Source organism: Streptomyces sp. ISL-87, assembly GCF_018614095.1.
In the GTDB taxonomy this organism is placed as follows: Bacteria; Actinomycetota; Actinomycetes; order Streptomycetales; family Streptomycetaceae; genus Streptomyces.
This window is the reverse complement of sequence record NZ_JAGGOY010000083.1, coordinates 13670-38123: the sequence shown is the minus strand read 5'-3', so window position 1 is coordinate 38123 and position 24454 is coordinate 13670. Positions and strand designations below refer to the sequence as shown.

Sequence of the window (24454 nt, the reverse complement as noted above, 5' to 3'; positions counted from 1 at the left end):
CTGCTCGTTCACTCTGGTCGGAGACTAGCGGCCAAGGCCGCTCCAGTCAGCGAGAACGGACGAAAAGTCCTGGTCAGCCTCCACTGAACCGTACATCACGGACATATCACCCCGGTTTTGTCCGGTGAATGACGTTCGAATTTCGTCAAGCAGTGCGACGGTCCACCCGTCGGCGACCCGATTCGGCCTCGCCGGCGTTTGCGGCTCGGGGTCCGGGGGCCCGCTCCCGGACCCCGAGCCGCACCCGGCTACGCGGAGACGGCCGCGCGGATCTCGGCCGCGAACCCGGCCGCCGACGCACGGAGCGCGGCCGCGTCGGGGCCGTGCTTGAGAACGCCCCGCGACACGTTCGGCACCACGTTGCCCACGGCCGCGCCGAAGACGGCCGGGAGGTCCGCCGCCGTCGCGCCCTGCGCGCCGATGCCGGGGGCCAGCAGCGGCCCGTTGATGTCCAGGTCGAAGGAGGACAGATCGCCCAGGGTGGCACCGACCACGGCGCCGAACGAGCCCATGGGGGACGCGCCCTCGTTCTCGGCCGCGAGATGCGCCAGCATCGTCGCGGCGATCGTGCGGCCGTCCTCCCGTACCGCCCGCTGGACCTCCGCGCCCTCCGGGTTCGAGGTGAGGGCCAGCACGAACAGGCCGGCGCCCGACTCCCGGGCCAGCTCCACCGCCGGCGCCAGCGAGCCGTAGCCCAGATACGGGGAGACCGTCAGCGCGTCCGAGAACAGCGGCGAGGACGGCGAGAGGAACGTCTGGGCGTACGCGGCCATCGTCGAGCCGATGTCCCCCCGCTTGGCGTCCATCACGACGAGCGTGCCCGCGGCCCGCGCGTCGGCCACCGTCCGCTCCAGGACCGCGATGCCCTTGGACCCGAACCGCTCGAAGAAGGCGGCCTGCGGCTTGAACACCGCGACCTCCTCCGCCAGCGCCTCGACGACGGTGCGGGAGAACTTCTCCAGCCCGGCGATGTCGTCGTCCAGGCCCCAGGAGGCCAGCAGGGCGGCGTGCGGATCGATCCCGACGCACAGCGGGCCACGGGAGTCCATCGCGGCGCGCAGGCGGGTACCGAACGGGGTCACAGAGGTCGCAGAGGTCACAGCGAGGCCTTCCGGGTCTCGGCGCCCACCGCGTCGGCGAGCGTCTCGTACGGGCTGGCGGCCAGGCGCGCGGCGAGGCCCTTGTGGATGGCGCGGGCGTAGCAGGGGCCCTCGTAGATGAAGGCGCTGTAGCCCTGGATCAGCGTGGCGCCGGCCAGGATCCGCTGCCAGGCGTCCTCGGCGTTCTCGATGCCTCCGACGCCCACGAGCACCAGGCGGTCGCCCACCCGGGCGTAGAGGCGGCGCAGGACCTCCAGGGAGCGCTCCTTGACCGGTGCTCCGGACAGCCCGCCGGTCTCCTTCACCAGGTCGGGGGCGGACTTCAGGCCCAGGTCGTCGCGGGCGATCGTGGTGTTCGTCGCGATGATGCCGTCCAGGCCGAGCTCCAGGGCCAGGTCGGCGACCGCGTCCACGTCCTCGTCGGCGAGGTCGGGCGCGATCTTGACCAGGAGCGGGACGCGCCGGCCGGTCACGGCGCGGTCCGCGGCCTCCCGTACGGCCGTCAGCAGCGGGCGCAGGGATTCGGTGGCCTGGAGGTTGCGCAGGCCGGGGGTGTTCGGGGAGGAGACGTTGACGACCATGTAGTCGGCGTGGCGGGCGAGGCGCTCGGTGGAGGCGACGTAGTCCCCCACCGCTTCCTCCTCGGGCACGACCTTGGTCTTGCCGATGTTGACGCCCACGACCGTGTTGAAGACGGGCCTGCGGGCCGCGAGGCGGTCGGCGACGGCCTCGGAGCCCTCGTTGTTGAAGCCCATCCGGTTGATCAGCGCGCGGTCGGGGACGAGCCGGAACAGGCGCTTCTTCGGGTTGCCCGGCTGGGCCTGGGCCGTGACCGTGCCGATCTCGACGTGGTCGAAGCCGAGCATCGACATCCCGTCGATGGCGACGGCGTTCTTGTCGAAGCCCGCCGCGAGCCCGAAGGGGCCGTGCATCCGCAGGCCGAGGGCCTCCGTGCGCAGTTCCTTGTGGCGGGGCGCCAGGTAGGCCGCGACGAAGGTGCGCAGCACCGGCGTACGGGCCGCGAGGCGGATCCACCGGAAGGCCATGTAGTGGGCCTGCTCCGGGTCCATCCGCTTGAAGACGAGGTTGAAGAAGAGTTTGTACATCGCCTTGAAGATCCTTCTGCGCTCATGAAGAGGGGGACACCCGTCGCGTACGCGAATCCGGTGTCCCCCTCTCCTCTACGGGCTGCTAGTCGCGGGCTGCGGTGAGGTGCTCCGCGTGCTCCTGGAGCGAGCGGACGCCCACGTCGCCGCGGCTGAGCGCCTCGATGCCCTGGACGGCCGCGGCGAGCGCCTGGACCGTGGTCAGGCACGGGACGCTGCGCGCCACGGCCGCCGTGCGGATCTCGTAGCCGTCGAGGCGGCCACCCGTGCCGTACGGGGTGTTGACGATCAGGTCGACGTGGCCGTCGTGGATCAGCTGGACGATGGTCTTCTCGCCGTTCGGGCCCTCGCCCTCGCTGAGCTTGCGCACCACGGTGGCGTTGATGCCGTTGCGGCGCAGCACCTCGGCGGTGCCGGAGGTGGCGAGCAGTTCGAAGCCGTGGGCGACGAGCTCGCGCGCCGGGAAGATCATCGAGCGCTTGTCGCGGTTCGCGACGGAGATGAACGCCCGGCCCTTGGTCGGCAGCGGGCCGTAGGCGCCGGCCTGCGACTTGGCGTAGGCCGTGCCGAAGACCGAGTCGATGCCCATGACCTCGCCGGTGGAGCGCATCTCCGGGCCGAGGACGGTGTCCACGCCGCGGCCCTGGATGTCGCGGAAGCGCGACCAGGGCATCACGGCCTCCTTGACCGAGATCGGCGCGTCGAGCGGCAGGGTGCCGCCGTCGCCGTTCTTCGGCAGCATGCCCTCGGCGCGCAGCTCGGCGATGGTGGTGCCGAGCGAGATGCGGGCGGCGGCCTTCGCGAGCGGGACGGCGGTCGCCTTCGAGGTGAAGGGGACGGTCCGGGAGGCGCGCGGGTTGGCCTCCAGGACGTAGAGGATGTCACCCGCCATCGCGAACTGGATGTTGATCAGGCCGCGGACGCCGACGCCCTTGGCGATGGCCTCGGTGGAGGCGCGCAGGCGCTTGATGTCGTAGCCGCCGAGGGTGATCGGGGGCAGGGCGCAGGCCGAGTCGCCGGAGTGGATGCCGGCTTCCTCGATGTGCTCCATGACGCCGCCGAGGTAGAGCTCGGTGCCGTCGTAGAGCGCGTCGACGTCGATCTCGATCGCGTCGTCGAGGAAGCGGTCGACCAGGACGGGGCGGGTCGGCGAGATCTCGGTGGACTCGGCGATGTACGACTCCAGCCGGGTCTCGTCGTAGACGATCTCCATGCCACGGCCGCCGAGCACGTAGGACGGGCGGACGAGGACCGGGTAGCCGATCTCGTCGGCGATCGCCTTCGCACCCGCGAAGGTGGTGGCGGTGCCGTGCTTGGGGGCGGGCAGGCCGGCGTCGGCGAGGACCTGGCCGAAGGCGCCGCGGTCCTCGGCGGCGTGGATGGCCTCGGGCGAGGTGCCGACGACCGGGACGCCGTTGTCCTTGAGCGCCTGGGCGAGACCCAGGGGGGTCTGGCCGCCGAGCTGGACTACGACACCGGCGATGGGGCCGGCCAGCGACTCGGCGTGGACGATCTCCAGCACGTCTTCGAGCGTCAGCGGCTCGAAGTACAGGCGGTCGGAGGTGTCGTAGTCCGTGGAGACGGTCTCCGGGTTGCAGTTGACCATCACGGTCTCGTAGCCGGCGTCGCTGAGGGCGAAGGAGGCGTGGACGCAGGAGTAGTCGAACTCGATGCCCTGGCCGATGCGGTTCGGGCCGGAGCCCAGGATGATCACCGCGGGCTTGGTGCGGGGCGCGACCTCGGACTCCTCGTCGTAGGACGAGTAGAAGTACGGAGTGTTCGCGGCGAACTCGGCGGCGCAGGTGTCGACCGTCTTGTAGACCGGGCGGACACCGAGGGCGTGCCGGACCTCGCGGACGACGTCCTCGCGCAGACCGCGGATCTCGGCGATCTGGGTGTCGGAGAAGCCGTGGCGCTTGGCCTCGGCGAGCAGCTCGGGGTGGAGCTTCTCGGCGGCGGCCAGGTCGTCCGCGATCTCCTTGATGAGGAAGAGCTGGTCGACGAACCAGGGGTCGATCTTCGTGGACTCGAAGACCTCTTCCTGGGTGGCGCCGGCGCGGATGGCCTGCATGACGGTGTTGATGCGGCCGTCGGTCGGGCGGACCGCGGTGGCGAGGAGCTCGTCCTTGTCGCCGACGGGGCCGACGAAGGTGAACTGCGAGCCCTTCTTCTCCAGGGAGCGCAGGGCCTTCTGGAGGGCCTCGGTGAAGTTGCGGCCGATGGCCATCGCCTCGCCCACCGACTTCATGGTGGTGGTGAGGGTGGCGTCGGCGAGCGGGAACTTCTCGAAGGCGAAGCGCGGGGCCTTGACGACGACGTAGTCGAGAGACGGCTCGAAGGAGGCCGGGGTCTTCTCGGTGATGTCGTTGGGGACCTCGTCGAGCGTGTAGCCGATGGCCAGCTTGGCGGCGATCTTGGCGATCGGGAAGCCGGTGGCCTTCGACGCGAGCGCGGACGAACGGGACACGCGCGGGTTCATCTCGATGACGATGACGCGGCCGTCGACCGGGTCGATCGCGAACTGGATGTTGCAGCCGCCGGTGTCGACGCCGACCTCGCGGATGATCGCGATGCCGATGTCGCGCAGCCGCTGGTACTCGCGGTCGGTGAGCGTCATCGCCGGGGCGACGGTGATCGAGTCACCGGTGTGGACGCCCATCGGGTCGAAGTTCTCGATGGAGCAGACGACGACCACGTTGTCCTTGGTGTCGCGCATCAGCTCCAGCTCGTACTCCTTCCAGCCGAGGATGGACTCCTCAAGGAGCACCTCGGTGGTCGGGGAGAGCGTGAGGCCCTGGCCGGCGATGCGGCGCAGCTCTTCCTCGTCGTGGGCGAAGCCGGAGCCGGCGCCGCCCATGGTGAAGGAGGGGCGCACGACGACGGGGTAGCCGCCGAGGGTGTCGACGCCCTTGATGACGTCGTCCATCGAGTGGCAGATGACCGAGCGGGCGGACTCGCCGTAGCCGATCTTGGCCTTGACGGCTTCGACAACGCCCTTGAAGAGGTCGCGGTCCTCGCCCTTGTTGATCGCCTCGACGTTGGCGCCGATGAGCTCGACACCGTACTTCTCCAGCACACCCTGCTCGTGCATGGAGATGGCGGTGTTCAGCGCGGTCTGGCCGCCGAGGGTCGGGAGCAGCGCGTCGGGGCGCTCCTTCGCGATGATCTTCTCGACGAACTCGGGGGTGATCGGCTCGACGTACGTGGCGTCGGCGATCTCCGGGTCGGTCATGATCGTCGCGGGGTTGGAGTTCACCAGGATGACCCGCAGGCCCTCGGCCTTGAGGATGCGGCAGGCCTGGGTGCCGGAGTAGTCGAACTCGGCGGCCTGGCCGATGACGATCGGGCCGGAGCCGATGACCAGGACGGACTGGATATCGGTGCGCTTAGGCACGCTCGGCCTCCATCAGGGATACGAAGCGGTCGAAGAGGTACGCGGCGTCGTGCGGGCCGGCAGCCGCCTCGGGGTGGTACTGGACGGAGAAGGCCGGCTGGTCGAGCAGCTGGAGGCCTTCGACGACCTGGTCGTTCAGGCAGACGTGCGAGACCTCGGCGCGGCCGTAGGCGGTCTCGGAGACCTTGTCGAGGGGCGCGTCGACGGCGAAGCCGTGGTTGTGCGCGGTGATCTCGACCTTGCCTGTGGTGCGGTCCTGCACCGGCTGGTTGATGCCGCGGTGGCCGTACTTCAGCTTGTAGGTGCCGAAGCCGAGTGCGCGGCCCAGGATCTGGTTGCCGAAGCAGATGCCGAAGAGCGGGGTCTTGCGCTCCAGCACGCCCTGCATGACGGCGACGGGGCCGTCGGCGGTGGCCGGGTCGCCCGGGCCGTTGGAGAAGAACACGCCGTCCGGGTTGACCGCGTACACGTCCTCGACGGTGGCGGTGGCGGGCAGCACGTGCACTTCGATGCCGCGCTGGGCCATCCGGTGCGGGGTCATGCCCTTGATGCCGAGGTCCACGGCCGCGACCGTGAACTTCTTCTCACCGATCGCGGGGACGACGTACGTCTCCTTGGTGGCAACCTCGGCGGAGAGGTTCGCGCCCTTCATCTGCGGGGCTTCCAGGACGCGGGCCAGCAGCGTCGCGTCGTCGGCGATCGAGGCGCCCGAGAAGATGCCGACGCGCATGGCGCCGCGCTCGCGCAGGTGGCGGGTCAGGGCGCGGGTGTCGACGCCGGAGATCCCGACGACGCCCTGCTTGACCAGCTCCTCGTCCAGCGAGCGCTGGGAGCGCCAGTTGGAGGGGACGCGGGCGGGGTCGCGTACGACGTACCCGGACACCCAGATGCGGGAGGATTCGGGGTCCTCGTCGTTGACGCCCGTGTTGCCCACGTGCGGGGCGGTCATCACGACGACCTGCCGGTGGTACGACGGGTCGGTGAGGGTCTCCTGGTAGCCGGTCATGCCGGTGGAGAACACGGCCTCGCCGAAGGTCTCCCCCACAGCGCCGTAGGCGCGGCCGCGGAAGATCCGACCGTCCTCCAGGACGAGTACGGCGGGAGCTTTGGCTGCTCCCCTGGTGGAGGTCGTCATCGTTCGGCGCCTTCCGTCGTGATGGATTGGTTCATGAGATTGAGGGCTTCGACCCATGCGGCGTGTTCGGCCGCACGGTCGGAGCGGAATCCGGAGTCGATCAGCTTGTCGCCGTGCGCCCAGGTGACGACGAGCAGACCGCCCTCGGTGAGTACCTTGCCCGCGATTCCCTTGTCGAGGCGGGCGCCGCGCAGCTGCGCGGCCGGTACGAAGAAGTCGGTGGCACCCGGACGGACCACGTCCAGGCCCACGTCGGTGAGGGTGAGCTCGACCCGGCTGCGGACGCCCAGACCGTGGGCGACGATCCGGTCGAGCCACTGCCCGGCGGTGGTGGACCCGTGGTACCGGCCGGTCAGGGCCAGCCGGTGCTCGGGGAGACCGCCGGGGGCGGCGGGCAGCTCCGGCAGATCGCTCTGCAGGGCGCCGCGCCATTTCCAGCCTTGCCGCATCAGCCAGTACACGAACGCGATGAAGACGAGCAGACCGGCGACCCACGCTATGCGGGCCCCGAATTCCGTCACCTCCGCCGACTGTCGTTCGGCGGCCTCGGCGGCCAGTTGGATTACTGCAGGTGTCACGCCAGCGTCCCGTCCACGACCGTTGCCCGGCCCCGCAGGAAGGTGTGAGTGACGCGACCCGGCAGCTCACGGCCCTCGTAAGGCGTGTTGCGGCTGCGGGAGGCGAAGTGTGCGGGGTCCACGACACCACGGTACGAGGTATCGACCAAGGTCAGGTTCGCGGGTTCACCTGCCGAGACGGGCCGGCCGTGGTTCTCCAGGCCGCCGATGCGCGCCGGGGCGAAGGACATCCGCTGGGCGACGCCCGCCCAGTCGAGCAGTCCCGTCTCGACCATCGTCTGCTGGACGACGGACAGCGCGGTCTCCAGGCCCACCATGCCCATGGCGGCGGCGGCCCACTCGCAGTCCTTGTCCTCGTGCGGGTGCGGGGCGTGGTCGGTGGCGACGATGTCGATCGTGCCGTCGGCGAGCGCCTCGCGCAGGGCCATCACGTCGCGCTCGGTGCGCAGCGGCGGGTTGACCTTGTAGACCGCGTTGTACGAGCGGACGAGCTCGTCGGTGAGGAGCAGGTGGTGCGGGGTGACCTCGGCGGTGACGTCGATGCCGCGGGACTTGGCCCAGCGGATGATCTCGACGGAGCCGGCGGTGGAGAGGTGGCAGATGTGCACGCGGGAGCCGACGTGCTCGGCGAGGAGGACATCGCGGGCGATGATCGACTCCTCGGCGACGGCCGGCCAGCCGCCGAGGCCCAGCTCGGCGGAGACGACGCCCTCGTTCATCTGGGCGCCTTCGGTCAGGCGGGGCTCCTGGGCGTGCTGGGCGACGACGCCGCCGAAGGCCTTCACGTACTCCAGGGCGCGGCGCATGATCACGGCGTCGTCCACGCACTTGCCGTCGTCGGAGAAGACGGTGACGCGGGCGGCGGAGTCGTGCATGGCGCCGAGCTCGGCGAGCTGCTTGCCCTCCAGGCCGACGGTGACGGCGCCGATGGGCTGCACGTCGCAGTAGCCGGACTCCTTGCCCAGGCGCCAGACCTGCTCGACGACGCCGGCGGTGTCGGCGACCGGGAAGGTGTTCGCCATGGCGAAGACGGCCGTGTAGCCGCCGGAGGCCGCGGCGCGGGTGCCGGTCAGGACGGTCTCGGAGTCCTCGCGGCCGGGCTCGCGCAGGTGGGTGTGCAGGTCGACGAGGCCGGGGAGGAGGACCTGGCCTTCGGCCTCGATGACGGTGGCGCCCTCCGCGGACAGTCCGGTGCCGACCTCCGCGATGGTCTCGCCGTCGATCAGGACGTCCTGCGCCTCGCCACCGAGTACCTTCGCGCCACGGATAAGGATCTTGCTCATCTTTACTTGCTCTCCTCGGTGCGGGGCGTGCTGGTGGTGGTGACGGCGGGCTCGGAGCCTCCGAGCAGCAGGTACAGGACCGCCATCCGGGTGGAGACGCCGTTGGCGACCTGCTCGACGGCCGTGCAGCGGTCGGAGTCGGCGACCTCGGCGGTGATCTCCATGCCGCGGTTCATCGGGCCGGGGTGCATCACGATGGCGTGCTCGGGCATCTTCGCCATGCGGTCGCCGTCGAGCCCGTACCGGCGGGAGTACTCGCGCTCGGTCGGGAAGAAGGCGGCGTTCATGCGTTCGCGCTGCACACGCAGCATCATCACCGCATCCGACTTCGGCAGCACCTCGTCGAGGTTGTACGAGACCTCGCACGGCCAGCTCTCGACGCCGATCGGGACCAGCGTGGGCGGGGCCACCACGGTGACCTGGGCGCCCAGGGTGTGCAGCAGCTGGACGTTGGAGCGGGCCACCCGGCTGTGCAGGACGTCGCCCACGATGGTGATCCGGCGGCCGTTCAGGTCCTTGCCGAGCCCGGCGTCGCGGCCGACCAGGCGGCGGCGCATGGTGAAGGCGTCCAGCAGGGCCTGGGTGGGGTGCTCGTGGGTGCCGTCGCCCGCGTTGACCACGGCGGAGTCGATCCAGCCGGAGGTCGCGAGCCGGTAGGGGGCGCCGGAGGCGTGGTGGCGGATGACGACCGCGTCCGCGCCCATGGCCTCCAGGGTCAGCGCGGTGTCCTTCAGGGATTCGCCCTTGGAAACCGAGGAGCCCTTGGCGGAGAAGTTGATGACGTCGGCGGACAGCCGCTTGGCGGCCGCCTCGAAGGAGATCCGGGTACGGGTCGAGTCCTCGAAGAAGAGGTTGACGACCGTGAGCCCGCGCAGGGTGGGCAGCTTCTTGATCGGCCGGTCCGCGACGCGGGCCATCTCCTCGGCGGTGTCGAGGATCAGGACGGCGTCGTCGCGCGTGAGATCGGCGGCCGAGATGAGGTGGCGCTTCATCTGGGTGCTCCGTAAGTCGGTGAGGACAGGCAGGCAGGGTTGCCCGGGTGCGGGCAGGGCAGACTTCGGCGCGGACCCCGCAGGGGGACCCGCACGCGTACGGGCTACTGCCCTGCTGCCTGGGCGGTCCGCTGGCCGAGCAGTACGGCGTCGCGGCCGTCCTCCTCCTGGAGCTGGACCTTGACGGTCTCCCGCAGCGAGGTCGGGAGGTTCTTGCCCACGTAGTCGGCGCGGATCGGCAGTTCGCGGTGGCCGCGGTCGACGAGGACCGCGAGCTGCACGGCGCGGGGGCGGCCGAGGTCGCCGAGGGCGTCGAGGGCCGCGCGGATGGTGCGGCCGGAGAACAGCACGTCGTCGACGAGGACCACGAGGCGGCCGTCGATGTCGTCGCCGGGGATCTCGGTGCGGCCGATCGCGCGGGCGGGCTTCATCCGCAGATCGTCGCGGTACATGGTGATGTCGAGGGAGCCGACCGGGATCTTCGTCCCGGTGATCTCTTCGAGCTTGGCGGCCAGCCGGCGGGCGAGGTAGACACCGCGGGTGGGAATGCCGAGGAGCACCACGTCGTCGGCGCCCTTGGCGCGTTCGACGATCTCGTGGGCGATGCGGGTCAGGACCCGCACGATGTCCTGCGCTTCGAGCACCGGGCGCATGGAATCGGTGTGCTGCTGGGTGTCCATGAAAGGACCTCCTTCTCCGCCTCACGGGACGGACCTTAAAGGACGTCTGATGTACGCGTTCCACGGTAGCAGGGGGACGGCGGCGGGCCCGCATCGGGGCCGCCCGGGACCCCTCGTACGTGGGCGAGGGAGACCATTCGGCTTGACGCATCCAAGTAACGCTGCGTAACCTCACAGTGAGTTACCAGCCGCGCGGCGGAGCCGCACGTGGTCCATGTCGTCACGGCGTCCATGTCGTCACAGCGTCACAGCGTCCGGGAGCGTTATGTCCAGCGAATACGCCAAACAGCTCGGGGCCAAGCTCCGTGCCATCCGCACCCAGCAGGGCCTCTCCCTCCACGGTGTCGAGGAGAAGTCCCAGGGCCGGTGGAAGGCCGTGGTGGTCGGTTCCTACGAGCGCGGAGACCGCGCCGTGACCGTCCAGCGCCTGGCCGAACTGGCGGACTTCTACGGGGTTCCGGTGCAGGAACTGCTGCCGGGCACGACTCCCGGCGGAGCGGCCGAGCCGCCGCCGAAGCTCCGTCTCGACCTGGAGCGCCTGGCGGGCGTGCCCGCCGAGAAGGCCGGCCCGCTCCAGCGCTACGCGGCGACGATCCAGAGCCAGCGCGGCGACTACAACGGCAAGGTCCTGTCGATCCGCCAGGACGACCTGCGCACCCTGGCCGTCATCTACGACCAGTCCCCCTCGGTGCTGACCGAGCAGCTGATCAGCTGGGGCGTGCTGGACGCGGACGCCCGTCGCTCGGTGGCGCACGAGGACATCTGAGCCAGTCGGCCCAGGACCAGCAGAAACGTTACCGGCGTGGGCCGGGAGCCTGAAAGGGCTCCCGGCCCACGCCGGTTTTCGTTCAGGCGCGTGCAAAACGCGTGCAAAAAACGGGGGTCCGCAGCGCCTTGGCGCTGCGGACCCCCGTTGTGCCGAACCGCCGGAGGCTACTCGCGGCGCAGGCTCGGCTTCAGGTCCTTGAAGCGGCCCAGCAGACCGTTCACGAACGAGGGCGACTCGTCCGTCGAGAACTCCTTGGCCAGCTGGACGGCCTCGTCGATGGCCACGGCGTCCGGGGTGTCGTCCACCCAGATCAGCTCGTACGCACCGAGCCGCACGATGTTCCGGTCCACGACCGGCATGCGGTCGAGGTCCCAGTCCACGGCGTAGGTGACGATCAGGTCGTCGATGCGGTTCACCTTGTCGGCGTATCCCTCGACAAGATCCATCGTGAAGGCGCTGACCGGCGGCTGCCGGTCGTCCGACCGCGCGTGGCGGATCCAGTCCGCGAGAACCTCGCGCACGGGCACACCGCGCTGGTCGGCCTCGAAGAGGATCTGGAAAGCGCGCTTGCGCGCGTTGCTCCGGGCAGCCACGGTTAGCTGTTCACCCGGCCGAGGTAAGCGCTGGTGCGGGTGTCGACCTTGATCTTCTCGCCGGTGGTGACGAAGAGCGGGACCTGGATCTCGTGGCCCGTCTCCAGCGTCGCCGGCTTGGTGCCACCGGTGGAGCGGTCGCCCTGGACGCCCGGGTCGGTGTGCTCGATGACGAGCTCGACGGCGGCCGGGAGCTCGACGTAGAGCACCTCGCCCTCGTGCTGGGCGACGGAGGCGGTGAAGCCCTCGATCAGGAAGTTCGCGGCGTCGCCGACGGCCTTCTTGTCGACCATCAGCTGGTCGTAGGTGCTCATGTCCATGAAGACGAAGTACTCGCCGTCCATGTACGAGAACTGCATGTCACGGCGGTCGATAGTGGCGGTCTCGACCTTCGTGCCGGCGTTGAAGGTCTTGTCGACGACCTTGCCGGAGAGCACGTGCTTGAGCTTGGTGCGCACGAAGGCCGGGCCCTTGCCGGGCTTGACGTGCTGGAACTCGACGACGGACCAGAGCTGGTCACCGTCGAGCTTGAGCACCATGCCGTTCTTGAGGTCGTTCGTGGAAGCCACGGTTGCGGAATCTCCTGCACTGGAAGACCACGGATGCGCGCACGGCTCGCCGGGGCGAGCTAGAGCGCGAGCAGCTCCTTGGTCGTAATGGTGAGTAGCTCTGGACCGCCGTCCGCCTCGGGGCGTACGACGAGCGTGTCATCGATCCGGACTCCGCCCCGGCCCGGGAGGTGAACCCCCGGTTCGACGGTGACCGGCACGCAAGCGTCCAGTTTACCCATTGCCGTAGGTGCAAGCTGCGGGTCCTCGTCGATTTCGAGGCCGACGCCGTGTCCGGTCCACGCAGCGAGGGCTTCCCCATGGCCCGCGGAGTCCAGTACGGAGCGCGCGGCATGGTCCACGTCCCGGTACGCGGCGCCCGGTACGAGCGTCTCCCGGCCGGCCCGCTGGGCGGCGAAGACGAGGTCGTACAGCTCGATCTGCCAGTCGGCGGGGCTGGTGCCGATGACGAAGGTGCGACCGATCTCGCAGCGGTATCCGCGGTAGGTCGCACCGAGGCAGACGGAGAGGAAGTCGCCCTCCTCCACGCGGCGGTCGGAGGGCCGGTGGCGGGAGCGGCCGGAGTTCGGGCCGGTGCCGACGGAGGTGGGGAAGGCCGGGCCGTCCGCGCCGTGGTCGACGAGCCGGCGCTCCAGCTCCAGGGCGAGGTGCCGCTCCGTACGGCCGACCAGGATGGACTCCAGCAGTTCGCCGAGGGCCTGGTCGGCGATCTCGGCGGCGATGCGCAGGCAGGCGATCTCCTCCTCGTCCTTGACGAGGCGCTGCTGCTCCACGGCGGTGCCCAGGTCGGTGAGGCGCAGCTTCGGCGCGACCGAGCGCAGGGCGCGGTGGCGGCCGACGGTGAGGTGGTGCTCCTCGACGGCGAGGGAATCGGCCCGAGCGGCGGCGGCCAGGTCGGCGGCCGCCACGGCCGGATCGCCGCCGGAGTGCGCCAGCACGGAGACCCTCAGCCGCTCGTCGAGCCGACCCTCGTCCACGTCCCCGGTGGGTGGGCTGCCGCAGAGCAGCACGTCCTCGGAGGACCCGACGAGCAGTACGGCGCCCAGCGGGGACGCCCCGGAGAGGTAGCGGACGTTCGCCGGACGCGTGATCAGCGCGGCGGCGTTGCCCGCGGCGGCGCAGCGGTCGCGAAGCAGGCCCCGGCGGGCCGCGTACACGTCTGACATGTTTCCGAGCCTACGAGTGCCCTGCGCATCCGGCCTGACGAGCGCGTCCGGACGGGCCCTTCCCGGCCCCGCGGGGCACGGGAGCCGCGGCGGGCGCTACGGCGGCTACCAGGCGGCGGGAGCGGCGATCGCCCGGGCCAGGCTCTCGTCCAGTGCCCGGGCCGTCCCCTCGACGTCCAGGTGCGAGTTGTCGATGATCGGCAGGCCGGAGCCGTACCAGCCGGCCATCCGCCCGTGGATGCGCGCGACCTCCTCGTCGGAGAGCCGGCGGTTGCCGGAGCGGGCGGCGTTCCGCTCCAGGACGATCTCCAGGCCCGGCAGCAGCACCACCGGCAGCAGCGCGGGCCCCACGTGCCGTCTCCAGCCGCCCAGCCCCACCACGGGCCGGTCCGGGAAAACGGCGTCGTCGAGGATGCAGGAGATCCCGTTCGCCAGGAAGTTGCGGGCGGCGAAGCCGCAGGTGCGGCGGGCGAGGCGGTACTGCGCCTCGGAGTGGTCGTTCCAGCCCGCCTGCGGGTCCGCGAAGCCCGAACACACCCACTCCCGGACGTCATCCAGGCTCACGTGTGCGGTCGGCACCGGGCGGGTGCTCGCCCAGTGCCGGGCCACGGTGGTCTTGCCGGCGCCCGCCGGGCCGATGAGCAGCACGGCCAGGGTGGCGCCGCCGGTGCCGGGCGCCGCGGGCGGCAGCGGAATGTGCCCTGTCGTCCCCGGCGCGGGCGGCAGCGGGTGCCGCAAGGACGGCTGCCCGGTCACCGGCCAGCCCTGCGCCGGAGGTATCGGCGGCTGCGGGGGCGCCGCCGGGGGCTGTCCCGGCTGCCCCCAGCCCGATCCCCCGGCCCCGGCTCCTTGCTGCATCCGCTGCCACTCCGTCTCGTTCCGGCGACTGATGCGAGAACGTTATATGACCGCGGAGGCCGGGCCGTCCCCCGCCACCGTCAGCTGGTGACTTCGTCAGCCAGAGCGCGCAGTGCCAGCCGGTACGAACCGATGCCGAACCCCGCCACGGTCCCGGTCGCCACGGAGGCGATGACCGAGGTGTGCCGGAACTCCTCGCGGGCGTACGGGTTCGAGATGTGCACCTCGATCAGCGGCGCGGTTCGCTGCGCCGCCGCGTCCCGGATGGCGTACGAGTAGTGCGTGAAGGCACCGGGGTTGATCACGACCGGGATCTTGCCGTCCGCCGCCTCGTGCAGCCAGCGCACCAGCTCGCCCTCGTCGTTGGTCTCGCGGACCTCGACGTCGAAGCCGAGCTGCTCGCCCAGCGTGCGGCAGCTGTCCACCAGCCCCTTGTACGAGGTGGCCCCGTACACATCGGGCTCGCGCGACCCGAGCCGGCCCAGGTTCGGGCCGTTGAGGACGAGCACCCGCCGGCTCACGCGGCCACCTCGCCGAACGCGGCCATCAGCACGGCCGGGTCGGGGCCTTCCAGGACGGTCGGCTTGGCCAGCCCGTCCAGGACGATGAAGCGCAGCAGGTCGCCGCGGGACTTCTTGTCGAGCTTCATGGTCTCCAGCAGCTTGGGCCACTGGTCGGCGCGGTAGGCCAGCGGCAGTCCGACGGAGGCCAGGACCGTCTTGTGGCGGTCGGCCGTGGCATCGTCCAGCCGGCCCGCGAGCCGCCCGAGCTCGGCCGCGAAGACCATGCCGATGGACACGGCGGCGCCGTGCCGCCACTTGTAGCGCTCGTTCTTCTCGATCGCGTGCGCGAGGGTGTGGCCGTAGTTGAGGATCTCCCGGACCCCGGCCTCCTTGAGGTCGCTGGAGACCACGCCGGCCTTGACCCGGATCGCGCGCACGATCAGCTCCGCGGTGTGCGGGCCGGCGGGCGTGCGGGCCGCGTCGGGGTCCTCCTCGATCAGGTCGAGGATCACCGGGTCCGCGATGAAGCCGGCCTTGATGACCTCGGCCAGGCCGCTGACGTAGTCGTGGACCGGCAGCGATTCCAGCGCCGCCAGGTCGCACAGCACCCCGGCGGGCGGGTGGAAGGCGCCGACGAGGTTCTTGCCCTCGGCGGTGTTGATGCCCGTCTTGCCGCCGACGGCCGCGTCCACCATCGCGAGGACGGTCGTCGGGACGGCGACCCAGCGCACCCCGCGCAGCCAGGTGGCCGCGACGAAGCCCGCGAGGTCGGTGGTGGCTCCGCCGCCCACACCGACGATCGCATCGGTACGGGTGAAGCCGGACTGCCCGAGGGCCTTCCAGCAGTACGCCGCCACCTCGGCCGTCTTGGCCTCCTCGGCGTTCGGCACCTGGATGGCCACGGCCTGGTAGCCCTGCTCGGCCAGGTCGTCGCGCAGCGCCTCACCGGTCGAGGCCAGCGCCTCGGGGTGGATCACGGCGACCCGCTGGGCCTTGGTACCGATCAGGCTGCCCAGCTCGCCGAGCAGTTGCCGGCCGACCAGCACGTCGTACGCGTCGTGGCCGGCGCTCGCGCCGACGTTGATCCGCGTCACCTGGTCTGTCATACGTCCTTCAACTCCAGAGCGTCGAGGACCGCCTGGGCGACCTCTTCGGGGGTTCGGTCGTCGGTGGCCACCACGACGCGCGCGACTTCGGTGTACAGGGGGCGGCGGGCGTCCATCAGCTCGCGCCACTGGCGGCGCGGGTTGACGGCGAGCAGCGGGCGCGCGGCGCCCAGGCCGACGCGCCGCACGGCTTCCTCGACGTCCATCGACAGGTAGGCGACGGGCAGGCCGGTGAGCAGCCTGCGGGTGCTCTCGTCAAGAACGGCGCCCCCGCCGAGGGCGAGGACTCCGGTGTGCTCGGCGACGGCGGTGGCGACCGCCTGCCGCTCCAGCTCGCGGAAGTACGGCTCGCCCTCGTCGATGAAGAGGTCGGAGATCTCCCGGCCCTGGGCCGCGACGATGTCGGCGTCGGTGTCCCGGTAGGGGACGCCCAGCCGTTCGGCGAGCAGGCCGCCCACGGTGGACTTGCCGGAGCCCATGGGGCCGACGAGGACGACCAGTGGTCCGCCGGTCACCGGATCTGCAGGTTGTCGAGGTAGGACCGGACGTTGCGGCGGGTCTCGGGAACCGAGTCGCCGCCGAACTTCTCGACGACCGCGTCGGCGAGCACCAGCGCGACCATCGCCTCGGCGACGATGCCGGCGGCCGGGACGGCACAGACGTCGGAGCGCTGGTGGTGCGCCACGGTCGCCTCACCGGTCACCACGTCGACGGTGGCGAGTGCGCGCGGCACCGTCGCGATGGGCTTCATCGCGGCCCGTACGCGCAGCAGTTCGCCGGTGGTGAGCCCGCCCTCGGTGCCGCCGGAGCGGCCGGAGGTCCGCTTGAGGCCCTCGGGGGTGGAGACGATCTCGTCGTGGGCCTGGGAGCCGGGCACGCGGGCGAGCTCGAAGCCGTCGCCGACCTCCACGCCCTTGATGGCCTGGATGCCCATGAGAGCGCCTGCGAGGCGTGCGTCGAGGCGGCGGTCCCAGTGGACGTGCGAGCCGAGGCCGACGGGGACTCCGTAGGCGAGCACCTCGACGACACCGCCGAGGGTGTCGCCGTCCTTGTGGGCCTGGTCGATCTCGGCGACCATCGCCTTCGACGCGTCGGCGTCGAGGCAGCGCACCGGGTCGGCGTCGAGCTTGTCCACGTCGGCGGGGGTCGGGTAGACGCCGTACGGGGACTTGGCGGCGGCCAGTTCGACGACGTGCGAGACGATCTCGATGCCGGCGGCCTCCTTGATGAAGGACCGGGCGATGGCACCGAGGGCGACGCGGGCCGCGGTCTCGCGGGCGCTGGCGCGCTCCAGGATCGGCCGGGCCTCGTCGAAGCCGTACTTCTGCATCCCGGCGAGGTCGGCGTGACCGGGGCGGGGGCGCGTCAGCGGCGCGTTACGGCCGGTCTCCTTGAGCTCCGAGGGGTCCACGGGGTCGGCCGACATGACCTTCTCCCACTTGGGCCACTCGGTGTTGCCGATCATCACCGCGACCGGGGAGCCCAGCGACAGCCCGTGCCGGACACCACCGAGGAAGGTGATCTCGTCCTGCTCGAACTTCATCCGGGCACCGCGGCCATAGCCGAGGCGGCGGCGGGCCAGGTGGTCGGCCACCAGCTCGGTCGTGACGGGGACGCCGGCGGGAAGGCCCTCCAGCGTCGCCACCAGCGCCGGTCCGTGCGACTCTCCGGCGGTCAGCCAACGCAACCTGCTCAACGATGCTCCTCATGCTCGCGCCTGGCACTGCGACGGCGCGATCGGGTGCGCGGCCCGGACCCGCCGTAGTTGATCCTCCCACGTTCGGCCCGCTGCACCGTGCCCGGTCCAGCTATCGGACGGCGAGCGCCCGCTCTCCGGCGGCCCTCATGGCCGCCAGCGGGCCGGGGATCCGGCCGGTCATCTGCTCGAACTGGAGCACCGCCTGGTGGACGAGGAGGTCCAGGCCGCCGATGAGCTTGCCGCCCCGCTCCGACCAGGCCGCCGCCAGCGCGGTCGGCCAGGGGTCGTACAGGACGTCGAACAGGGTCCCCGCCGCGGCCGGGACGGCCGACGCCAGCGCGTCCGTCGCGCCGGCCGGAGTGGTCGCGATCACCAGCGGGGCGGTCAGTGCCTCGGCGGCGTCCGCCCAGTCGGCCGCGCGGACGGGGACGCCGAGCCGCTCGCCCCACTGCCGCATCTCATCGGCACGGGCCCGCGAGCGGACGTACACCGTGACCTCGCCGGTGCAGATCCGCGAGAGCGCGGCCAGCGCCGAGGAGGCGGTGGCGCCCGAACCGAGGATGGCGGCGGACGGAACCTTCTCGACACCGCGCTCGTGGAGCGCGGCGATGATCCCCGGGATGTCCGTGTTGTCCCCGAGACGCCGGCCGTCCTCGGTGAAGACGACCGTGTTGACCGCCTCGACCGAGGCGGCCGTGTCGCTGATGCCGTCGAGCAGCGGGATGACCGCCCGCTTGAGCGGCATGGTCAGGGACAGCCCGGCCCACTCGGGTCCGAGGCCGGCGATGAACTCCGGGAGCGCGGCCTCGTCGATCTCGAAGCGGTCGTACGACCACTCGTCGAGGCCGAGCTCCCGGTAGGCGGCGCGGTGCAGCACCGGTGAAAGGGAGTGCTCGATGGGCGAACCCAGCACCGCAGCCCGTACGCGTGACATGTCTTGACCTACCCGCCGCTCTGTCGCTTGTTGAATTCCGCGACCAGTTTCTCGTGTTCGGCGAAGGTCTTGGTGAAGGTGGTCTTCTTTCCGTCGACGGACACGAAGAACATCCAGCCGCCCTTGTCGGGGTCGAGCGTGGCGTTCAGGGCGTCGTCGCCGGGGTTGTCGATCGGACCGGGGGTGAGGCCCCTGTAGAAGTAGGTGTTGTAGGGGTGGTCGAGCGATCTCGTCTCGGATCGGGAGACGTTGATGTTGCTCGTGCCCTTGAGGTAGTTGATCGTCGAGTCGAATTCGAGCTTCTGGTTGGTGACGTCGTTCGACTTCTTCAGGCGGTTGTAGACGACCTCGGACATCTTCCGGAAGTCGTCGTGGTTCATGCCCTCGGCCTGGACGAGGCTCGCGACGGTGACCAGCTGGAGCGGGTTCTCCAGGCCGAGCGCCTTGGCCTTGCCCTCCAGGCCGAGCGCCGTGTACTTGTCGTTCGCGTTCTTGACCATCTGCTTGAGCAGGGACTCGGGCGTGCTGTCCTTCTTGAGGTCGTAGCGCGCCGGGTACAGGAACCCTTCGAGGGGGTCCATGATCTTCGGGTTGGTGTCGGCCCAGGCCGGCAGGCCGAGGTTCTTCACCTCGCGCTTCGCCGTCTCCTCGGTGGTGCCTTCGGGCTGGCCCAGCTTCTTGTCGATCGCCGCGTAGACGGTGGCGTTGCGCATGCCTTCGGCGACCGTGATGACGTTCAGCTTGGTGGGGTCGGCCATCAGTTCGACGGCTGCCGCGGCCGACATCTTCTTCTTCAGGGTGTAGACGCCCGGCTGGATGCCCTTGCCCTTGGGGTGCGCGCCGGCGGCGTCGGCGAACGCCTTGGCGCTGGCGACCACCCCGTGCTCCTTGAGGATCTGGCCCATCTGGAGCAGGCCCGCGCCCTTGGGGATCTCGACGTCGACGGACTCGTCGAGGCCGGAGCCCGCGTAGTCCTCGGCCGCGCCGAACCTCGCCTTGAGGTAGGTGTAGCCGTAGTAGCCGCCACCGCCGACGACACCCAGGATCACGAGGGTGGCGATCAGGCAGGCGGCGCCGCTGCGGCGCTTCTTCTCCGGGCGCCCGGAGCGGCGGCCTCCGCCGGACGGCTCGTCGCCGTCGTCACCGTCGCGGCCGCCGCCCGCGAAGAACGAGGAGTCCGGCTCCTCGGTCTGTACGTCGGAGTCCTGCCACTCCTCGGCCGCCTCCTCGGCCGCCTCCTCGGCGGCCTGCTGGCGCCGGCCCGGGGGCTGCGGCGGCGGATAGGCCTCGGGGGTGGCGTACAGGTCGGGGGCCTCGCCGGCGTAGGTGCCGACGGCCTGCTGGGTGTACGGGTCCACGCCCGCGTACGGATCGGCCGGCGCGGCCTGCCCGTAGGGCGGGGCGACCTGCGGGTGCTGGCCGGTATCCCAGCTCTGGTCGGTGTACGCCTGCTGCTGGGGGTACTGCTGCTGGTACTGCTGCTGCTGGGCCTGCTGGCTCTGCTGGGCCTGCTGGGCCTGCTGCGGGAGATAGTCCTGCTGCTGCCCGGGGTACTGCGAGTGCTGGCCCTGCTGCGGGTGCTGGCCCTGCTGGGGGTACTGGACGTACTGGGCGCGCTGGGCGTGTGGGTCCTGCTGGTTCTGGTACGGAGGCCCCTGCGGGTACTGCTGCTGCGGGCCACCCCCGTAGGGCATCTGACCCTGCTGGGCCTCGTGCCCGCTCCACCCCTGGTCCCCGTAAAGGGGATCCTCAGGGTGCCACGGTTCGGGGGCACGGCCCCGGCCATACTCAGTCATCGATCCCCTAGCGCCGCGAGACGAAGGCCACGGCTCCGTCTACCGCGACACCCGGTTCCGCCTCTTTGGTGGTGGGCGACGGCTGTTCGAATGCCGTCTCATCGCGCGGAACGTTACCGTATCGCGATCAGACAACCACTTCGACGCACTCGCCGGGCGGATTACCTGATACCCGTTCGGTCTCAAGAGCGTTCTGCAGGATCACCACGGCGGCCGCCTGGTCGATGACCGACCGGCCCTTCTTGGCGTTCTTCCCGGAGGCCCGCAGACCCTGGGCGGCGGTGACCGTGGTCATCCGCTCGTCGACGAGACGGACCGTCACCGGCTTGATGCCCTTGGCGAGTTCGCCCGCGAAGGCGCGGACCTTCGCCGCGGCCGGCCCCTCCCGCCCGCTGAGCGAGCGGGGCAGGCCGACCACGACTTCGAGGGGCTCGTACTCCTCGACGAGCTGCCGCAGCCGCCGGTGGGCGAAGGGGATGTCCCGGCCCGGAACGGTTTCCACCGGTGTGGCCAGCACCCCGTCGGGGTCGCACGAGGCGACCCCGATCCGGGCGTCCCCGACATCGATGGCGAGCCGGCGGCCGCGGCGCAGAGTCATCGTCAGACCGTCTCGACGACGAGGCGCTCGACCGCGGCGATGGCCTCGGGGATGGCGGCCGGGTTCTGGCCGCCGCCCTGGGCGACGTCCGGCTTGCCGCCACCGCCGCCACCGAGGGTCTTGGCGGCCGTACGGACCAGGTCGCCGGCCTTGAGGCCGCGCTCGCGGGCGGCCTCGTTGGTGGCGATGACGGTCAGCGGGCGGCCGCCCGCCGTGGTGAACAGGGCCACGACTGCCGGGCGGTCACCCTGGATGCGGCCGCGGACGTCGAGGACCAGCTTGCGCAGGTCGTCGGCGCCGGTGCCGTCCGGCACCGTGCCCACGACGAGGGCGACGCCGCGGATGTCCTGGGCGTTCTCGGCGAGCCCGGCGGCGGCCTGGAGGACCTTCTCCGCGCGGAACTTCTCGATCTCCTTCTCGGCGTCCTTCAGCTTGCCGAGCATGGAGGCGATCTTCTCCGGCAGCTCCTCCGGACGGCCCTTGACCAGCTCCTGGAGCTGGGCGACGACCGTGTGCTCCTTGGCGAGGAAGTTGTACGCGTCCACGCCCACCAGGGCCTCGACGCGGCGCACGCCGGAGCCGATGGAGGACTCGCCGAGCAGCTTCACCAGACCCAGCTGGGCGGTGTTGCCGACGTGCGTGCCGCCGCACAGCTCCTTGGAGAAGTCGCCGATGGTGACGACGCGCACGCGCTCGCCGTACTTCTCGCCGAACTCGGCGATGGCGCCCTGCTTCTTCGCCTCGTCGATGCTCATGATCTCGGCGGTGACGTCGAGCTCACGCGCGAGCACGTCGTTGATCTTCTGCTCGACGTCGGTGAGGACCGTGCCGGGGACGGCGTTCGGCGAGCCGAAGTCGAAGCGGAAGCGGCCGGGTGAGTTCTCGGAACCGGCCTGGGCGGCCGTCGGGCCGAGGGCGTCGCGCAGCGCCTGGTGGGTCAGGTGCGTGGCCGAGTGGGCGCGGGCGATGGCCCGGCGGCGGTTGATGTCGATGGCGGCGTACGCGGAGGCGCCCACCGTCACCTCGCCGACCTGGACGGAGCCCTTGTGCACGGAGACACCCGGGACCGGCTGCTGGACGTCGCGGACCTCGATGACGGCACCCGAGTCGAGCCTGATCCGGCCCTGGTCGGCGAGCTGGCCGCCGCCCTCGGCGTAGAAGGGGGTGCGGTCGAGGACGACCTCGACCTCGTCGCCTTCGGTGGCGGCGGGCGAGGGCATGCCGTTGACCAGCAGGCCGACGACGGTGGACTCGCCCTGGGTGGTGGCGTAGCCGGTGAACTCGGTGGCGCCGGCGTTGTCGGCGATCAGGCGGTACGCGGAGACGTCGGCGTGGCCGGTCTTCTTGGCCTTGGCGTCGGCCTTGGCGCGGTCCCGCTGCTCCTGCATCAGGCGGCGGAAGCCGGGCTCGTCCACGGAGAGGCCCTGCTCGGCGGCCATCTCCAGGGTGAGGTCGATCGGGAAGCCCCAGGTGTCGTGGAGCAGGAACGCCTTGTCGCCGGGGAGGATCGTGCCGCCGGCGGCCTTGGTCTCGGTCACGGCGGTGTCGAGGATGTTGGTGCCGCCCTTGACGGCCTTGAGGAAGGCGGCCTCTTCGGCGAGCGCGACGGTCTCGATGCGCTTGCGGTCGGTGACCAGCTCCGGGTACTGCTGCCCCATCGTGTTGATCACGACGTCGACGAGGTCCTGGACGACCGGGCCCGTGGCGCCCATGAGGCGCATGTTGCGGATGGCGCGGCGCATGATGCGGCGCAGCACGTAACCGCGGCCCTCGTTGCCGGGGGTCACGCCGTCGCCGATGAGCATCACGGAGGTGCGGATGTGGTCGGCGACCACACGCATCGAGACGTCGGTGTCCTTCGTGGCGCCGTACCGTACGCCGGTCAGCTCGGTGGCCTTGTCCATGACCACGCGCAGGGTGTCGGTCTCGTACATGTTCTGTACGCCCTGGAGGATCATCGCGAGGCGTTCGAGACCCAGACCGGTGTCGATGTTCTTCGACGGCAGGTCGCCGAGGATCGGGAAGTCTTCCTTCCCGTCGCCGGCGCCGCGCTCGTACTGCATGAAGACCAGGTTCCAGATCTCCACGTAGCGCTCGTCGTTGACGGCCGGGCCGCCCTCGACGCCGAACTCGGGGCCGCGGTCGTAATTGATCTCGGAGCACGGACCGCAGGGGCCCGGGACGCCCATGGACCAGAAGTTGTCCTTCTTGCCCAGGCGCTGGATGCGCTCGGCGGGGACGCCGATCTTCTCGCGCCAGATCTGCTCGGCCTCGTCGTCGTCGAGGTAAACGGTGATCCAGAGCTTCTCGGGGTCAAGGCCGTAGCCGCCGTCCGCCACGGAGCTGGTCAGCAGCTCCCAGGCGTACTTGATGGCGCCTTCCTTGAAGTAGTCGCCGAAGGAGAAGTTGCCGCACATCTGGAAGAACGTGCCGTGGCGGGTGGTCTTGCCGACCTCTTCGATGTCCGGCGTACGCACGCACTTCTGCACGCTGGTGGCCCGGGGGGCCGGGGGCTTGGTCTCGCCGAGGAAGTACGGCTTGAACGGGACCATGCCCGCGTTGACCAGCAGCAGAGTCGGGTCGTCCGCGATGAGCGACGCCGAAGGGACAACGGTGTGACCGCGCTCCTCGAAGAAGCTCAGCCAGCGGCGGCGGATTTCAGCCGACTCCATCAGTGGTCCTCATTCCGGTTGGGCGTAACCCTCGAGTGGTTCGAGCGGTGGGTGGTCTTGTCGTTCGGGATGGCCCGCAGCCGCCGCGGCCCGGGGAGGGCGGTGACGTTGTCGGTCAGGGCCGGGTTGTCGGCATCCTGGTGCAATCCCAGTGCGTCGTTCAGCTCGTCCTCGCGCTGCGACATTCCCGCCTTGACGTCGAGGGCGAAGTCCTTGAGGCGGTGACCCGCCTCCACGGCCTTGTCGGCGGCCTGCGCCGCGAGGCTCTCCGGCGTCAGTTTCTTGAGCTGGCGGTTGACCTTGGTGGTGGCCCACACGCCGGCGGCGGCGCCTGCGGTGAACCAGAAGGCTCGGCGGAACATCTGCGGTCTCAGCCCTTCTGCTTCCGGCGCCGGGCCGCCGGCACCGTACGGCCGACGATCACGGTACGTCGGGACGTTTTCGGCGGCTCGTCCGCCGCTGTCCTGCCCAGCGCCTTGCGGACTCCGTAGCCGAAGGCCGCGACCTTGACCAGCGGCCCGCCGAAGGTGGAGGCCACGGTGGAGGACAGCGCGGAGGCGTTCGAGGTGACTTCCTGGACGTCGCTCGCGATGGCGTCGACCCGGTCGAGCTGGGTGCGCGCGGAGCGGACGGCCGTGGAGGCGTCCGCCAGCAGCGGGACGGCCTGGTCGGTCACGTCGGCCACCAGCTTGGTGGTCGCCTTGAGCACCTGGGCCAGCCTCACCAGCACCACGGCAAGGAAGGAGACCAGGATGGCCCAGAAGACGGCCACGAGGATCCCGGCCACCTCTCCACCGGACACGTTGCACCGCTCTCTGCATGTTGATCAGTACGTAGAAAAGTCGTTCTCCGACCCTATCGCGCCCGAGATCCACCGCCGTACCGGAATTCCGGGTCCGCCGGGCCCGCTTTGTACGCAACAC

At 70.7% G+C, this 24454-nt stretch carries 23 protein-coding genes; 1 reads left to right on the top strand and 22 read right to left on the bottom strand.

Translation table 11 applies throughout. The features are described from left to right. Window positions 1-248: 248 nt before the first annotated feature. The 8 genes from pyrF to pyrR form a co-directional block, all read right to left on the bottom strand. Window positions 249-1100, bottom strand: a complete 852-nt coding sequence (pyrF, locus tag J7I97_RS28610) for an orotidine-5'-phosphate decarboxylase (protein WP_308363869.1) — start codon at window positions 1098-1100, stop codon at window positions 249-251. Continuing rightward, window positions 1097-2206 carry a quinone-dependent dihydroorotate dehydrogenase gene (locus J7I97_RS28605; protein WP_214940399.1) on the bottom strand — a complete coding sequence of 370 codons (1110 nt, stop codon included), beginning with the start codon at window positions 2204-2206 and terminating at the stop codon, window positions 1097-1099. The genes pyrF and J7I97_RS28605 overlap by 4 nt, the downstream gene beginning before the upstream one ends. An 85-nt stretch (window positions 2207-2291) precedes the next feature. Beyond that, window positions 2292-5600 carry a carbamoyl-phosphate synthase large subunit gene (gene carB, locus J7I97_RS28600; RefSeq protein WP_214940397.1) on the bottom strand — a complete coding sequence of 1103 codons (3309 nt, stop codon included), beginning with the start codon at window positions 5598-5600 and terminating at the stop codon, window positions 2292-2294. Beyond that, window positions 5593-6735: a glutamine-hydrolyzing carbamoyl-phosphate synthase small subunit gene (carA, locus tag J7I97_RS28595; protein ID WP_214940395.1), complete on the bottom strand. Its 1143-nt coding sequence runs from the start codon at window positions 6733-6735 to the stop codon at window positions 5593-5595. The genes carB and carA overlap by 8 nt, the downstream gene beginning before the upstream one ends. Next, window positions 6732-7313, bottom strand: a complete 582-nt coding sequence (locus J7I97_RS28590) for a hypothetical protein (RefSeq protein WP_214940393.1) — start codon at window positions 7311-7313, stop codon at window positions 6732-6734. Before J7I97_RS28590 ends, carA begins: the two co-directional genes overlap by 4 nt. Then, window positions 7310-8596 carry a dihydroorotase gene (locus J7I97_RS28585; RefSeq protein ID WP_214940389.1) on the bottom strand — a complete coding sequence of 429 codons (1287 nt, stop codon included), beginning with the start codon at window positions 8594-8596 and terminating at the stop codon, window positions 7310-7312. Before J7I97_RS28585 ends, J7I97_RS28590 begins: the two co-directional genes overlap by 4 nt. 2 nt (window positions 8597-8598) lie before the next feature. Beyond that, the gene (locus tag J7I97_RS28580; RefSeq protein WP_214940386.1) at window positions 8599-9588 is read right to left on the bottom strand and encodes an aspartate carbamoyltransferase catalytic subunit; all 990 of its coding nucleotides are present in this window, start codon (window positions 9586-9588) and stop codon (window positions 8599-8601) included. 104 nt (window positions 9589-9692) lie between these two features. Continuing rightward, window positions 9693-10268 (bottom strand): bifunctional pyr operon transcriptional regulator/uracil phosphoribosyltransferase PyrR, encoded by a 576-nt coding sequence (gene pyrR / locus J7I97_RS28575; protein WP_214940383.1) that lies wholly within the window; start codon window positions 10266-10268, stop codon window positions 9693-9695. 265 nt (window positions 10269-10533) lie between these two features. Here pyrR and bldD point away from each other — a divergent pair, with 265 nt between their 5' ends. Continuing rightward, the gene (gene bldD / locus J7I97_RS28570) at window positions 10534-11034 is read left to right on the top strand and encodes a transcriptional regulator (RefSeq protein ID WP_214940380.1); all 501 of its coding nucleotides are present in this window, start codon (window positions 10534-10536) and stop codon (window positions 11032-11034) included. A 167-nt stretch (window positions 11035-11201) separates the two neighbouring features. Here bldD and nusB read toward each other — a convergent pair whose 3' ends face one another. The 14 genes from nusB to J7I97_RS28500 form a co-directional block, all read right to left on the bottom strand. Further along, on the bottom strand, window positions 11202-11630 hold the full coding sequence (gene nusB / locus J7I97_RS28565; RefSeq protein ID WP_214940377.1) for a transcription antitermination factor NusB: 429 nt from the start codon (window positions 11628-11630) through the stop codon (window positions 11202-11204). A gap of 2 nt (window positions 11631-11632) precedes the next feature. Next, window positions 11633-12199 (bottom strand): elongation factor P, encoded by a 567-nt coding sequence (efp, locus tag J7I97_RS28560; protein ID WP_214940375.1) that lies wholly within the window; start codon window positions 12197-12199, stop codon window positions 11633-11635. Window positions 12200-12258: 59 nt separating this feature from the next. Continuing rightward, window positions 12259-13365 (bottom strand): aminopeptidase P family protein, encoded by a 1107-nt coding sequence (locus J7I97_RS28555; protein ID WP_214940373.1) that lies wholly within the window; start codon window positions 13363-13365, stop codon window positions 12259-12261. Window positions 13366-13470: 105 nt separating this feature from the next. After that, on the bottom strand, window positions 13471-14223 hold the full coding sequence (locus tag J7I97_RS28550) for an AAA family ATPase (protein WP_214940371.1): 753 nt from the start codon (window positions 14221-14223) through the stop codon (window positions 13471-13473). An 80-nt stretch (window positions 14224-14303) separates the two neighbouring features. Beyond that, a complete protein-coding gene (gene aroQ / locus J7I97_RS28545) occupies window positions 14304-14744 on the bottom strand; it encodes a type II 3-dehydroquinate dehydratase (RefSeq protein ID WP_214940369.1) in 441 nt (146 codons plus the stop codon). Next, window positions 14741-15832, bottom strand: coding sequence for a 3-dehydroquinate synthase (aroB, locus tag J7I97_RS28540; RefSeq protein ID WP_214940367.1), 1092 nt, complete (start codon window positions 15830-15832; stop codon window positions 14741-14743). Before aroB ends, aroQ begins: the two co-directional genes overlap by 4 nt. Continuing rightward, window positions 15829-16347 (bottom strand): shikimate kinase, encoded by a 519-nt coding sequence (locus tag J7I97_RS28535; RefSeq protein ID WP_214940365.1) that lies wholly within the window; start codon window positions 16345-16347, stop codon window positions 15829-15831. Before J7I97_RS28535 ends, aroB begins: the two co-directional genes overlap by 4 nt. Next, window positions 16344-17528: a chorismate synthase gene (gene aroC, locus J7I97_RS28530; RefSeq protein WP_214940362.1), complete on the bottom strand. Its 1185-nt coding sequence runs from the start codon at window positions 17526-17528 to the stop codon at window positions 16344-16346. The genes J7I97_RS28535 and aroC overlap by 4 nt, the downstream gene beginning before the upstream one ends. A 112-nt stretch (window positions 17529-17640) precedes the next feature. Continuing rightward, a complete protein-coding gene (locus tag J7I97_RS28525) occupies window positions 17641-18465 on the bottom strand; it encodes a shikimate dehydrogenase (RefSeq protein WP_214940360.1) in 825 nt (274 codons plus the stop codon). A gap of 8 nt (window positions 18466-18473) precedes the next feature. After that, complete coding sequence (gene mltG / locus J7I97_RS28520; protein WP_214940358.1) at window positions 18474-20261, bottom strand: endolytic transglycosylase MltG; 1788 nt, start codon at window positions 20259-20261, stop codon at window positions 18474-18476. Between the two features lie 127 nt (window positions 20262-20388). Continuing rightward, window positions 20389-20859, bottom strand: a complete 471-nt coding sequence (ruvX, locus tag J7I97_RS28515) for a Holliday junction resolvase RuvX (RefSeq protein ID WP_214940355.1) — start codon at window positions 20857-20859, stop codon at window positions 20389-20391. Between the two features lie 2 nt (window positions 20860-20861). Further along, window positions 20862-23531 (bottom strand): alanine--tRNA ligase, encoded by a 2670-nt coding sequence (gene alaS, locus J7I97_RS28510; protein WP_214940352.1) that lies wholly within the window; start codon window positions 23529-23531, stop codon window positions 20862-20864. After that, the gene (locus J7I97_RS28505; RefSeq protein WP_214940349.1) at window positions 23531-23893 is read right to left on the bottom strand and encodes a DUF6167 family protein; all 363 of its coding nucleotides are present in this window, start codon (window positions 23891-23893) and stop codon (window positions 23531-23533) included. Before J7I97_RS28505 ends, alaS begins: the two co-directional genes overlap by 1 nt. A gap of 8 nt (window positions 23894-23901) precedes the next feature. Beyond that, on the bottom strand, window positions 23902-24333 hold the full coding sequence (locus J7I97_RS28500; RefSeq protein ID WP_214940346.1) for a DUF948 domain-containing protein: 432 nt from the start codon (window positions 24331-24333) through the stop codon (window positions 23902-23904). Between the last annotated feature and the right edge of the window lie 121 nt (window positions 24334-24454).